Source organism: Sphingopyxis sp., from assembly GCF_019459305.1.
In the GTDB taxonomy this organism is placed as follows: Bacteria; Pseudomonadota; Alphaproteobacteria; order Sphingomonadales; family Sphingomonadaceae; genus Sphingopyxis.
In genome coordinates this window covers 1-11,794 of record NZ_JAIBES010000016.1, presented here as the reverse complement: position 1 = coordinate 11,794, position 11,794 = coordinate 1, and the positions used below count along the sequence as shown (strand labels likewise).

At 65.5% G+C, this 11,794-nt stretch carries 16 protein-coding genes; 10 read left to right on the top strand and 6 right to left on the bottom strand.

The genetic code is table 11. From position 1 onward, the window contains the following. The 6 genes from K0M74_RS01860 to K0M74_RS01835 form a co-directional block, all read right to left on the bottom strand. A partial coding sequence (locus K0M74_RS01860; RefSeq protein WP_293967323.1) for a sigma-70 family RNA polymerase sigma factor occupies window positions 1-392 on the bottom strand: 392 nt, incomplete at its 3' end. After that, window positions 382-2,505 carry a flagellar biosynthesis protein FlhA gene (flhA, locus tag K0M74_RS01855; protein ID WP_293967321.1) on the bottom strand — a complete coding sequence of 708 codons (2,124 nt, stop codon included), beginning with the start codon at window positions 2,503-2,505 and terminating at the stop codon, window positions 382-384. The genes K0M74_RS01860 and flhA, both read right to left, overlap by 11 nt. After that, window positions 2,502-3,326 carry a transglycosylase SLT domain-containing protein gene (locus tag K0M74_RS01850; RefSeq protein WP_293967319.1) on the bottom strand — a complete coding sequence of 275 codons (825 nt, stop codon included), beginning with the start codon at window positions 3,324-3,326 and terminating at the stop codon, window positions 2,502-2,504. Before K0M74_RS01850 ends, flhA begins: the two co-directional genes overlap by 4 nt. Window positions 3,327-3,418: 92 nt before the next feature. Next, window positions 3,419-3,718 carry a hypothetical protein gene (locus K0M74_RS01845; RefSeq protein WP_293967317.1) on the bottom strand — a complete coding sequence of 100 codons (300 nt, stop codon included), beginning with the start codon at window positions 3,716-3,718 and terminating at the stop codon, window positions 3,419-3,421. Further along, window positions 3,715-4,020, bottom strand: a complete 306-nt coding sequence (flgM, locus tag K0M74_RS01840; RefSeq protein WP_293967315.1) for a flagellar biosynthesis anti-sigma factor FlgM — start codon at window positions 4,018-4,020, stop codon at window positions 3,715-3,717. The genes K0M74_RS01845 and flgM overlap by 4 nt, the downstream gene beginning before the upstream one ends. 180 nt (window positions 4,021-4,200) lie before the next feature. Beyond that, a complete protein-coding gene (locus tag K0M74_RS01835; RefSeq protein WP_293967313.1) occupies window positions 4,201-4,716 on the bottom strand; it encodes a flagella basal body P-ring formation protein FlgA in 516 nt (171 codons plus the stop codon). Window positions 4,717-4,979: 263 nt separating this feature from the next. On the opposite strand from K0M74_RS01835, the gene flgB reads away from it, so the two are divergent. The 10 genes from flgB to flgK all read left to right on the top strand — a co-directional run. Next, window positions 4,980-5,333 carry a flagellar basal body rod protein FlgB gene (gene flgB / locus K0M74_RS01830; protein WP_293967311.1) on the top strand — a complete coding sequence of 118 codons (354 nt, stop codon included), beginning with the start codon at window positions 4,980-4,982 and terminating at the stop codon, window positions 5,331-5,333. Continuing rightward, window positions 5,330-5,740, top strand: coding sequence for a flagellar basal body rod protein FlgC (gene flgC / locus K0M74_RS01825; protein WP_293967309.1), 411 nt, complete (start codon window positions 5,330-5,332; stop codon window positions 5,738-5,740). The genes flgB and flgC overlap by 4 nt, the downstream gene beginning before the upstream one ends. A 1-nt stretch (window position 5,741) precedes the next feature. After that, window positions 5,742-6,038: a flagellar hook capping FlgD N-terminal domain-containing protein gene (locus K0M74_RS01820; protein ID WP_088439946.1), complete on the top strand. Its 297-nt coding sequence runs from the start codon at window positions 5,742-5,744 to the stop codon at window positions 6,036-6,038. A 13-nt stretch (window positions 6,039-6,051) separates the two neighbouring features. Then, window positions 6,052-6,879 carry a flagellar hook-basal body complex protein gene (locus K0M74_RS01815; protein ID WP_293967305.1) on the top strand — a complete coding sequence of 276 codons (828 nt, stop codon included), beginning with the start codon at window positions 6,052-6,054 and terminating at the stop codon, window positions 6,877-6,879. Window positions 6,880-6,914: 35 nt separating this feature from the next. After that, on the top strand, window positions 6,915-7,658 hold the full coding sequence (gene flgF, locus K0M74_RS01810) for a flagellar basal body rod protein FlgF (protein WP_293967303.1): 744 nt from the start codon (window positions 6,915-6,917) through the stop codon (window positions 7,656-7,658). A gap of 12 nt (window positions 7,659-7,670) precedes the next feature. Then, window positions 7,671-8,456: a flagellar basal-body rod protein FlgG gene (gene flgG / locus K0M74_RS01805; RefSeq protein ID WP_293701116.1), complete on the top strand. Its 786-nt coding sequence runs from the start codon at window positions 7,671-7,673 to the stop codon at window positions 8,454-8,456. Continuing rightward, window positions 8,437-9,105, top strand: coding sequence for a flagellar basal body L-ring protein FlgH (locus K0M74_RS01800; RefSeq protein WP_293967301.1), 669 nt, complete (start codon window positions 8,437-8,439; stop codon window positions 9,103-9,105). Before flgG ends, K0M74_RS01800 begins: the two co-directional genes overlap by 20 nt. 32 nt (window positions 9,106-9,137) lie before the next feature. Further along, window positions 9,138-10,229: a flagellar basal body P-ring protein FlgI gene (locus K0M74_RS01795; protein WP_293967325.1), complete on the top strand. Its 1,092-nt coding sequence runs from the start codon at window positions 9,138-9,140 to the stop codon at window positions 10,227-10,229. Beyond that, window positions 10,226-10,555, top strand: coding sequence for a rod-binding protein (locus K0M74_RS01790; RefSeq protein ID WP_293967299.1), 330 nt, complete (start codon window positions 10,226-10,228; stop codon window positions 10,553-10,555). The genes K0M74_RS01795 and K0M74_RS01790 overlap by 4 nt, the downstream gene beginning before the upstream one ends. Next, on the top strand, window positions 10,552-11,794 hold a 1,243-nt coding region (flgK, locus tag K0M74_RS01785; RefSeq protein ID WP_293967297.1), incomplete at its 3' end, for a flagellar hook-associated protein FlgK. The genes K0M74_RS01790 and flgK, both read left to right, overlap by 4 nt.

Here is an 11,794-nt window from a genome sequence, read left to right as displayed (position 1 = left end):
GGGGGGGAGGCCCGCGCCCGCATCAATTGCTGTTCCAGGGCCGCGCGCGTCGCATGGATGCGCTTGGCTGCGACCATTGCCGAGCGGCCGACATCGGCCTCGCGGCGCAACTGGTCGATCATCGCGCCGCGGATGCGCGTCGTTGCATAAGTGGCGAAGGCAAAGCCGCGCTCTTCATAATTCTGGCTCGCCTCGATCAGCGCGATCAGTCCGGTCTGGATCAAATCGTCGAGTTCGCTCGTCCGCGACACGCGCGAAAACACCTGCCAGGCGATCTTGCGGACCAGCGGCGCATATTCGTCGACCAGCGCCTCGACGCTTTCGCCATAGCCGCGCACGCGCGGGGCGCGGGCCATCGGCGCCGCGAATTGCTCGGCGGGCTCAATTCTCATGCACTTGGTCCTCCATATGGGCGTCCGGCCCGGTCGCAAGGCGCGGCACGTCGGCGCCGATCGTCGCGACGATTTCGGTCTGTTTGCTGGCCGGGATCTCGAGGTAAGAGATCACGGCGACGTCGGGAAAAGTTGCGCGGATCAGCCGCGACAGCGCCGAACGACAGATTGGCGAGGCGACCAGCGCAAAGCTGCGTGTCTGGAGCAGCAGCGGTTCGACTGCCTGCCCGACCTGTTCGATTATCTTCATCGCCATGCCGTGTTCGAACGGCCATTCGGCCCCCGGATTGGCGCGCACCGACTGGTTGAGCAGCACTTCGATCTCGGGACTGAAGGTGACGACGGGCAGCGGCATGCGGCTCGGCACGATCGTCTGGACGATCAGCGCGCCGATGCGCTGACGTACCGCTTCGACCAGATCGACTTCGCCCAGCTGCTGCGCCGCGGTCGCGACCATCGCCTCGGCAATCTTGCGGAAATCGCGCAGCGGCACCCGCTCGACCAGCAGTGACTTGCACAGGCTGGCGACGCGCGGCAGCGGATAGCCCTGCGGGCTGAGGTTTTGGGCGAGCTGCGGATAATGGATCTTGAGGTTGTCGATCAGCGACTGCGCATCGTCGATCCCGAACAGGTCGGCGGCGGCGCCCACGATGCTGTTGTTGAGGTGAGTGGCGACGACGGTCGCCGGATCGACGACGGTATAGCCCGCCGCGATCGCGTCATTCTGCGTCGCTTTCGGAATCCACAGCGCGTCGAGGCCGAAGGTCGGATCCTTGCACGGCCGCCCCAGCACTTTGGTAACAAGGTCGCCCGAATCGAGCGCGAGCATTTCGTTGGGGAATACCTCGTCCTCGCCAACGATCACCCCGGCGACCGAAATGCGATAGACGTTGCCGGGCAGCGACAGATCGTCGCTGACTTTTACCGGCGGGACGACGAAGCCGAGTTCTTTCGACAATTGGCGGCGGATGCCGGTGATCCGGGTCATCAGCGGGGCACCCTTGCGGTCGTCGACCAGGCTGACCAGCGCATAGCCGATTTCGAGCTGGCAGGCGCTGGCGTCACTGACGTCGGCCCACTCGATCAGCGACGGGTCGGGCGCGATGGCGACCGGCGGCGGCGCGTCGGCGATGGCAGCGGCGCTGCGGCGCAATTGCCAGCCGACGGCAAAGGACAGCGCGGCGGCGGGCAGGACCAGCAGCTGCGGCATCGCCGGAACCATGCCAAGGATGAACAGAATGCCGCCGACCGCCATCCAGACCGACGGTGCGGCAAACTGGCTGCTGATCTGACCGCTAAGGTTGAACGGCGACGCGACGCGGGTGACGATCGCTGCCGCGGCGATCGACAGCAGCAGCGCGGGGATCTGTGCAACCAGCGCGTCGCCGATCGCGAGCGTGACATAAGTGCTGCCGGCTTCGGAAAAGCTGAGACCGTGGCTGAACATGCCGAGGATCAGACCGCCAACGATGTTGACGAACAGGATCAGCAGTCCCGCGATCGCGTCGCCCTTCACAAATTTCGAGGCACCGTCCATCGAGCCGTAGAAATCGGCCTCGGTCGCAACTTCGACGCGGCGTGCCTTGGCCTCTTCGGGGGTGAGCAGTCCGGCGTTGAGATCGGCGTCGATCGCCATCTGCTTGCCGGGCAAGGCGTCGAGGGTGAAGCGCGCCGACACTTCGGACACGCGCCCGGCGCCCTTGGTGATGACGACCATGTTGATGATCATCAGGACGAAAAAGACGAACAGGCCGACGACATAGTCGCCGCCGATCAGCACTTCGCCAAAAGCCTCGATGACATGGCCCGCCGCGGCGGTACCCTCATGCCCGTGGACGAGCACGACGCGCGTCGAGGCCACGTTGAGGGCAAGGCGGAACAGCGTGGCGAGCAGCAACACCGTTGGGAAGGACGAAAAGTCGAGCGGTTTTGCGGCTGACAGCGCGACCATCAGGATCGCAAGGCTGATCATGATGTTAGCGACAAAGCTGATGTCGAGGATCAGCGGCGTGACCGGGATGACCATCAGCCCGACAAGGATCAGCATCCCGACGGGCAGCGCCGAAGCGCCTGCCATCCGGCCGATATTACCGAGGTTCAGGCCGCCGGTCATGCCGCGCCGCCCGTCATCGAAGCGAGCCGCCGATAGGCATCGGCGGCAAAGCCCATCGAAAGTTTGCGCGGCATCGGCTGGATTTCCATCATCTGCAGCGGGGGACGTCCCCCACCGCCCGCCAGACCGCTCGAGCTGCTCGCCGAAGCGTGCCAGTCAGCGGGGGCGAAGGGTTTCATATTTTCGATCTTGCCGCCGTTCTCGAGCTTGACGCGAAAGCGGTCGCGAATCTCGGCGAGGCTGCGCATGCTGCCGTCGGGAGCGTAAAAGACCGAGCGGTTGGCCGCAGCCGCTTCGGGCATCATTGGCGCGCCCGGCTGGTCGGGATTGGCGCCCAGCGCGGTCAGGAATTTGGCGGCGCCGCCGCTGCCCAGAAAATGCGCGAGATAGAGATCGACGGGCTCGGCGCCGCGGCCGATCCGGCTTTCCAGATAATCGCGATTGTCGCCGGTCAGCGCTGCGGCCATCGTCGAGGCAGCGGTCGGATCGTCGCGCAGATCGAAAATCTGTTGGCGGAGCGTCGGGTCGGTGACGGTCAGCCGTCCAGAGGCATCGCGGCCGATCGCGTCGGCGGCCCAGGCAAGCCCATGGTTGGCGCCGTGGCGGTCGAGCGTGGCGAGCCACGTTTGTTTGGTGAACTGATAAAGTCCGCGCGCCGACGAGGTCGATGCCTTGGCGGTCGGATTATAGCCGCTTTCGACGCGGGCGACGTCGACCAGATAGTCGAAATCGACGCCCGTTCGCACCGACGCGTTCTGCATCGCATCCATCACGGGTGCGGCGACGCGGCGCGCGGCTTGGGGATTGTTGATTGCGTTCATAATCTGGTTCCGCTGATGCAGCAGGGCTGTCTCAGCAAACCAAAAGCAATCATCGTGCCATTTGCGGCTAACCGCAGAAACCTATATAATAATCAGTAGCTTAATGCCGCTCCGCGGTGATGGGTGCCACGGATTTCGTGGTTCCTGTCAATCCGCTGACGCGTCCAGTCCTTCAGGACATTGACGCGGATTGCCGCGGCTTCGAGCTGGCGCAGCGTTTTGCCGATCAGCAGTTCGGCGCGCTGTTCGCTGCCCCGGGGGATGCCCGTGCCGCGAAACAGGATCACCGCGGTCGCCAGCTCTTCGGTGGCGGCGATGATTGCGCCAGCGTCGTGGCCGTCGAGCGCGCCGACCAGCGTATCAAGCCGCGATTGCACATCGTCGAGCATCATTCGACCCCGCCGGCGTGAAAATCAATCATCGCGCTGGCGATGATCGCGGGATGGACGCCATAGCTGCCGTTCGCGATCGCATTGCGCAGCGACGCGACGCGCGCGACATCGACCGGCGGCGCCTGAGTCGCGAGACTGCCCGCGAGGCGGATCAGCCGCGCCGCGGGCAGGCTGTCCGGCGCAGCGGCAAGCTGCGTCGGTGCGTGTGCCGCTCGCGCAGCGGTTTCGCTGGTGGCGCTGCGCAGCGGGGTCGTGCGGACAATGCCGCCGACGGGTCCGATCTTGCTGCTGTCACCCGGCATAAAGGCCTCCATCCGATGCCGTCAGAAAAGTGACGGCGCGGTTCACGAAGGCTTTAACGGATGCGGATTGGGGCGATTAAGTCAGCTTGCCGCAAAAAGACAAAAGAAAAGCCCAGTGACGTCGGAAAGCCGACAGTCACCGGGCCAGTGGGCAGGGTAAGGTGGGGTAAAGGGTGGGGATCAGTCGTCGAGGCGGGCGCGGCCGGGGCCGATCACCTTGGCACTCAGCGAAGATCTGGCGTCGTTGCCGCGCAGCGCGATTGTTTCGCCGACGCGGCCATCTTCGGCGGCGACCGCGGCATAGCTGACCGAGAAGCTTTCGGTGTCGATTGTCACGCGGACATTGTCGCCGCGGCGGATGACCGGGGCACTGGCCGCGGGCCGGGTAAAGCCCGCAGCGGCGTACGCGACGTTCGCCGGTCCCGACATCGGCACGCGCAGGCGCCAGCCGAGCGAGGCACAGCGTACCGCCAGAGCATTGGCATCGATCGCGGTCACCGACGCCTGTTCGGGGCAGCGCGCCAGCTTGATGCGGCGGTCAACCGGGGTCGCGGTGCGGCCTAGCGCGCTGGCGACCATGGCGGTCAGCACGTCGATCGTCTTCCAATCTTCATTGGCCTGCTGGGCAAACGCGGGATTGGCGGCGGTGCAAATGGCCAGGCCAGCGGCCAGGCTTGCGGTAACAGGACGGGACACGATCCATCTCCTTCGGTCCAAAATGGTCACCCGCCATTTTGCAGGAAGCGTGCCAGTCGCGGTTTGCGGCGCGATTAGCCCATGTGCCGCGCGGCGTTGTCGGTTTTTTGACGAGGGTCGCCAGCGACGACGGCCGGATCTTTCTAAGTGACGTAAAATCAACGAAAAAAAGCGTTTGGCACGGCGATTGCATCGTTCTTTGTGTTTTCCGCGCGTCGGCGCCGGCAGGACCGGACCCGGCAAGCGGCGAAAGAAGGAATTTGATGATGGCATCCGAGAAACTCTTTGGCCTGCACGCGACAGCGCTCCAGCTGCGCAGTCAGCGCATGATGATGCTCGCGTCGAACATCGCCAATGCCGCGACGCCGGGATATAAGGCGCGCGATCTCGATTTTTCGAAAGCGCTCGACCTAGCCCGGCAGGGCGGCTCGACCGCCCATGCCGTCCAGGGCGCGATGGCCTATCGCGTCCCGGTGCAGGCGTCGCTCGACGGCAACACCGTCGAAATGGCGACGGAGCAGACCGCCTTCGCCGAAAACGCACTCGCTTACCGGTCCAGCCTTTCGTTTCTCAGCGGCCGCGTCAACACGCTGACCCGTGCGATCAAGGGCGAATGACGATGGCCAGCAATTTCTCGGTCTTCGACATCAGCGGCCGCGCGATGTCGGCGCAGCTCGTCCGGCTCAACGCCACCGCCTCGAACCTCGCCAACGCCGGGACGATCGCGGGCAGCGAAGCCGAGGCCTTTCGCTCGCTCAAGCCGGTGTTCCGCACGGTGATGGATGGCCATGGCCGCGCGACGGTCCAGGTCGATCAGGTGACGACGTCGAAAATGGCGCCGTCGAAACGCCACGATCCGTCGAATCCGCTCGCCGACAAGGACGGCAACGTCTGGCAGGCGGCGGTCGATAGCGCGGCGGAGATGGTCGAGATGGTCGAAACCGCGCGCCAGTATCAAAACAATGTCCAGGTCCTCGAAACCGCAAAGGGCCTGATCAACGAAACCCTCAGGATGGGACAATAAAATGGCCGTCAACAACGTCACCAACGCGAACAATGTCGTGCTGCAACCGAAGGGCGCCGGGCAGCAGATGGGGCAGAGCGATTTCCTGCGCCTGATGACCGCGCAGCTGTCGCAGCAGGATCCGTTCAACCCGGTCGATAACCAGCAGATGGTTGCCCAGATGGCGCAATTTTCCAGCCTCGCCGGGATCAGCGAAACCAACACGACGCTGCAACAGATTTCGGAGCAGCTCGCGGCGCAGACCCAGCTGCTCAAAGACATCAAGGCCGCCACCCCGGCGCCCGCACCCACCACCTAAGGAAGGATAAGCCATGTCATTCTATACTTCGCTTTCGGGCCTCAAGGGCGCCCAGACCGACATGTCGGTCATCTCGAACAACATCGCCAACGCGGGATCGATCGGGTTCAAGCGCAGCAAGGCGCAGTTCGGCGACATTTTTGCCGCATCGCCGACCCAGTCGACCAAAATGGTCGCCGGGCAGGGCACGCGCCTGAACGGCATCACCCAGCAGTTCACGCAGGGGTCGTATGAATCGAGCGAAAAAACGCTCGACATGGCGATCGTCGGCGAAGGCATGTTCGTGGTAAAGGGCGAGCCGCCGCGCGAACAGGTGACCTACACCCGCAACGGCGCCTTTACCGCAACTCCCGACCGCAACGTGATCGATTCGACTGGCCAGAAGCTGCAACTTCTGCCCGTCGATGCGAGCGGCAACGTCACCAACAACACGCTGGCCGGTGCGTTCGACTTTGTGTTGCCCGCCGGCGCGCCGACCGATCCGACCGCGCAGCTCGTCAATGTATCGATCGGCCTCGACGGGCTGGTCTCCGCGACCTTTGCCAATGGCGAAGCACAGGTGCTGGGCAAGGTTGCGATGGCGACCTTCCCCGCGATGGAGGGGCTGCGCCCCGTCGGTGACGCGCATTGGCAGTCGTCGGGCGAAAGCGGTCCGCCGACGATCGACGCCGCGACCAACGGCCCGATGGGCGCGATCCGCTCGGGCGCGCTCGAACGCTCGAACGTCGATATCACCGAAGAACTGGTGATGCTGATCGGCGCGCAGCGCAATTTCCAGGCGAACGCCAAGGCGATCGAGGGCGCGTCGCAGCTGTCGCAAACCATCATCAACATGCGCTGATCCGGCGCATTTAGCCGACTGCCGGGAGCTTCCCAATGGACCGCCTCATCTACACCAGCCTTACCGCGATGCGGGGCAGTCAGGCCCGGCAGACGGCGATCGCCAACAATCTGGCGAACGCACAGACGCCCGGGTTTCGCGCCGACATGGCCGAGGCGCAGGCGCTGTGGCTGAACGGCAGCGGGCTCGATGCGCGTGCGATGTCGTCGGAAGAAGTGCTCGGCGCCGACATGCGCGCCGGCACCGTCACCGCGACCGGGCGCGATCTCGACATCGCGGTGCAGGGCGACGCCCTCCTCGTGGTGCAGGCGAAGGACGGCACCGAGGCCTATACAAGGCGCGGCGATTTGCAGGTTTCGCCAAGTGGGCTTTTGACCACCGGCGATGGCCTCCCCGTCCAGGGCGGTCAGGGTCCGGTGACCATCCCCCCCGCCGACGCGGTCACGATCGACGTCGAGGGCCGGGTGTGGATTGTTCCCGCGGGCGGCGACGCCGAAAATCCGCAAGAGGTCGACCGGATCCGGCTCGCCACTCCGACCGGCTCGGATATTGCCAAGGGTCTCGACGGTCTGTTCCGCGTCAAGGGCGACGGCATTTTGCCCGACGATCCCGAAGCGCGGCTGATCACCCGTTCGATCGAAGGATCGAACGTCGCTGCCACCACCGCGCTGGTCGACATGATCGAGGCGAGCCGCAGCTGGGACACCCAGCTCAAGCTGGTCAGCGACGCGCGCGACATGGACAGCGCGACCGCCAATCTGATGCAGCTTCCGCGTTAAGGAGAATATGACATGAGCTTCGGTGCCTTGCACGTCGCGCGAACCGGTCTGGATGCCCAGGGCTTCCGGATGCAGGTAATCGCCAACAACCTCGCCAACGTGAACACCACGGGCTTCAAGCGCGACCGCGCCAGCTTTGAAACGTTGAGCTATCAGATGATGACCGCGCCCGGCGCGCCCTCGTCGGCCGAAAATCGTTATGCGACCGGGCTCAACCTCGGCACCGGCGTGTCGCTCGGCGGCACGTCGCGGATCGACACGCAGGGGACGTTCGCCACCACCGGCAACGCGCTCGACATGGCGATCGATGGCGCCGGCTATTTCCAGGTCGAAATGCCCGACGGGCGCACCGGCTATACCCGTGCGGGCAATTTCGGTCGCTCGCCCGACGGCACGATCGTGACGTCGGACGGCAAACCGCTGACCCCCGCGATCCAGATTCCCGAGGATAGCACCAATGTATCGATCGGCGCCGATGGCACCGTGTCGGCGACCGGTGCCGACGGCACGCTGACCGAACTCGGCCGCATCGAACTGGCGCGCTTTGCCAATCCGGCGGGCCTCCAGGCGATCGGCGACAATATGCTCGTCGAAACCGCCGCCTCGGGCGCGCCGCAGGTCGGCGCCGCCGGGCTGGAAGGCCGCGGCAGCTTGCGCGGCGGGATGCTCGAGGGATCGAACGTCAATGTCGTCGAGGAACTCGTCGACATGATCGAGACCCAGCGCGCCTACGAGGTCAATTCCAAGATGATCCAGGCCACCGACGAAATGATGAAAAATGCCGCGCAGACCCTCTAAACTGTCGGTCGGTGTGGCCTTTGCCCTCGCGCTCGTGCCGTCTGGCGCGGTGGCGAAGGACAAATTGCCACCCGACGCCTTTGCTGCGGCGATGCCGGTTCCCCCGGCGCCGCTGCCCGGAAATGGCTCGATCTTTCAGGGCAGCTATGTGCCGCTGACTTCGGGCGGGCGCGCCGGGCAGGTTGGCGACATCCTGACCATCCAGCTCGTCGAACGCACCGCGGCGACCAAAAGCAACGCCGCGGGAACGCAGCGCGACGGCAATATCGGCCTGACGCCGCCCGCCACCGGGCCGCTGTCGCTGTTCAACCCAAGCGATATCGCGATGGGCGGCGGTCAGCAATTCAAAGGGAAGGGCGACGCATCGCAATCGAACGCACTGTCGGGCGAGGTCAGCGTGACGATCGCTGCGGTCTATCCGAACGGTACGATGCTGGTGCGCGGCGAAAAGCTGCTGACGCTCAACCGCGGCGACGAACGCGTCCAGATTTCAGGCATTGTCCGCGCGATGGATATCAGTCCCGACAACCGCATCCTGTCGACCCGCGTCGCCGACGCGAACATCCGTTACGTCGGCAAGGGCGAGATCGCTCGCGCCAGCCAGCAAGGCTGGCTGCAGCGTTTCTTCTCGATCATCAGCCCGTTCTGAAGAGGAATATTTCCGTGACCCAGCGTCCCACCTTGTTCGCCCTGATTGCGCTCCTGTTTGCCAGCCTTGCCTTTGCGGCGCCGGCGCAGGCGCAGCGCATCAAGGACATGGGCCAGTTTCAGGGGCTGCGCGCCAACCAGCTGACCGGCTACGGCATCGTTGTCGGGCTGGCGGGAACGGGCGACGACAGCCTCGATTATTCGACCCTGGGCATGAAGGGCGCGATTTCGCGCTTTGGCCTCACCTTGCCGCCGGGGGTCAACCCGGCGCTGAAGAATGCCGCGGCGGTGATGATCACCGCCGAACTGCCGCCCTTTGCCAAGCCCGGCCAGCGCCTTGATGTTACCGTTTCGGCGATCGGCAAGGCCAAAAGCTTGCGCGGCGGCACCCTTGTGCTCGCACCGCTTTACGGCGCCGACGGCCAGATTTACGCGATGGTACAGGGCAACCTCGTCATCGGCGGGCTTGGCGTCGATGCCGCCGACGGGTCAAAAGTGACGGTAAACGTCCCGTCGAGCGGCCGCATCGCCAGCGGCGCAACGGTCGAGCGCGCGGTCGAAACCGGCTTTGCGTCCAGCGAGTGGCTGACCTTCAACCTCCACCAGTTCGACGCGACCAACGCCAAGCGCGTCGCCGACGCGATCAACGCGGCGATCCCCGGCAGCGCATCGATGATAGACGGCGCCAGCATCGCGATCCGCGCCGCGGGGAATGGCGACGACCGGATGCGACTGATGTCACAGATCGAAAATCTCGGCGTCCAGCGCTCCGAACCCTCGGCCAAGGTGATCGTCAACGCGCGCACCGGTACGGTGGTGATCAACGGCGCGGTCCGCGTCGGCACCGCCGCGGTCAGCCACGGCAAGCTCACCGTCTCGATCAAGGAATCGCCGATGGTGGTCCAGCCAGCGCCGTTCAGCCGCGGCGAAACCGCGATCGAGCCGTCGAGCGAGATCGAGGTCGCCGAAGATGTGCGCCCGGCCTTTTTGATGAAACCCAACGCCTCGCTCTCCGAACTCGTCGATTCGATCAACCGTCTGGGCGTGTCGCCCGGCGATCTTGTCGCGATCCTCGAGGCACTGAGCCAGGCGGGTGCCCTCACAGCAGAGTTGGTGATCATATGACGACGCCTGTTTCCTCGACTCCCGCAGCGCGGCCGTTCGTGCCGGCTTCGGCCACGCCGACCCTTGGCGGCGGGGGCGGCGACGGCGGGCTGCGCAAAGCGGCCGAGCAGTTTGAGGCGGTGATCCTGCGCCAGCTGCTCGCGTCGATGCGCCAGGCCAAGCTCGGCGACGACATGATGGGATCGAGCGCGACTGACAATTTCCGCGAAATGGCCGACGCGCGCACCGCCGATTCAATCGCTGCGATGCGTCAGTTCGGCATCGCCGACATGGTTGAGCGCCAGTTCCGCGGGCGTCTGGGCAATGCGGCTGGAGGCATACAATGAGCGATCTTCTCGGCATCGGCTACAGCGGGCTCAAGGCCTATTCGCGCGCGCTGTCGACGATCGGCGACAATATCGCCAACGCGCAGACCCCCGGTTATGCGCGGCGGCGGCTCGATATGATGGAGCCGGTCAGCGGCAGCGATTCAGTCTTCTACCGCGGCAGCGTGAACCCCGCGGGGGTCGAGATCCGCGGCGTCAGCCGATCGGTCGATGCCTGGCTGATCGAGGATTCGCGGCTGTCGTCGGGCGATTCGGAGCGCGCGGCGACGAAGCTCGGCTGGCTGGGCAAGGTCGAAGGCGCGCTCAGCGACGAGAGCAACGGTATCAAGACCGGGCTCACCAAGCTGTTCACCACCGCCGACCAATTGACCGCCGACCCGGCGAACGGGACGCTGCGCAGCCAGTTCCTGCAGTCGGCCGACGACATTGCGTCGGGTTTTCGCACCGCGGCCAGCCAGCTCGACAAGATGTCGGACGGGGTCGAGGGCGCGGCGGCGAGCACGGTCGAGGATTTCAACGCCAATCTGAACGCGCTCGAACAGATCAACATCGGGCTGCGCAAGGCGCGCCCGGGATCGACCAACCAGGCGAGCCTGCTCGACGAGCGCGACCGGCTTCTCGACAAATTGTCGTCGCAGGCCGGGGTCAGCGCGACCTTTGAAAATAACGGATCGGTGACCTTGCGCGCCGCCGGGTCGGGCGACCTGCTCGTCGGCGGCGGCGCGGTCAACCCGATCGCGGTGACCGCAGCGCCCGACGGGCGCCTGTCGTACAGCGTCGGCGGTTCGCCGCTGACGATCGCGACGGGCTCGCTCGCCGGTTTGTCGGAGGCGGCCCATCATGTTGCCGACCAGCGCGCCGGGCTCGATACAATGGCCACGTCGTTCGCCGCCCAGCTCAACGCGGCGCATCAGGCGGGCACCGATGCCAATGGCAATCCGGGCGCGCCGCTGTTTACCGGCATCAGCGCCGCAACGCTGACCGCGAGCGCGCTGGCGCCCGAACAGGTCGCCGCCGCCAATGCATCGGGCAGCAACGGCAATATGCTCGCGATCGGCACGCTGCGCAGCGCGGGCGATCCCGAGGCGCGCTGGTCGGGGCATCTTGCCACCCAGGCTCAGTCGACCGCGTCGGCGCGCGCGCAGGACGCCGCCGCCATGACCCGCGCCGACGCCGCAGCCGCGGTGCGCGACGGGGTGAGCGAGGTCGACCTCGCCAAGGAAGCGGCCGAGCTGCTGC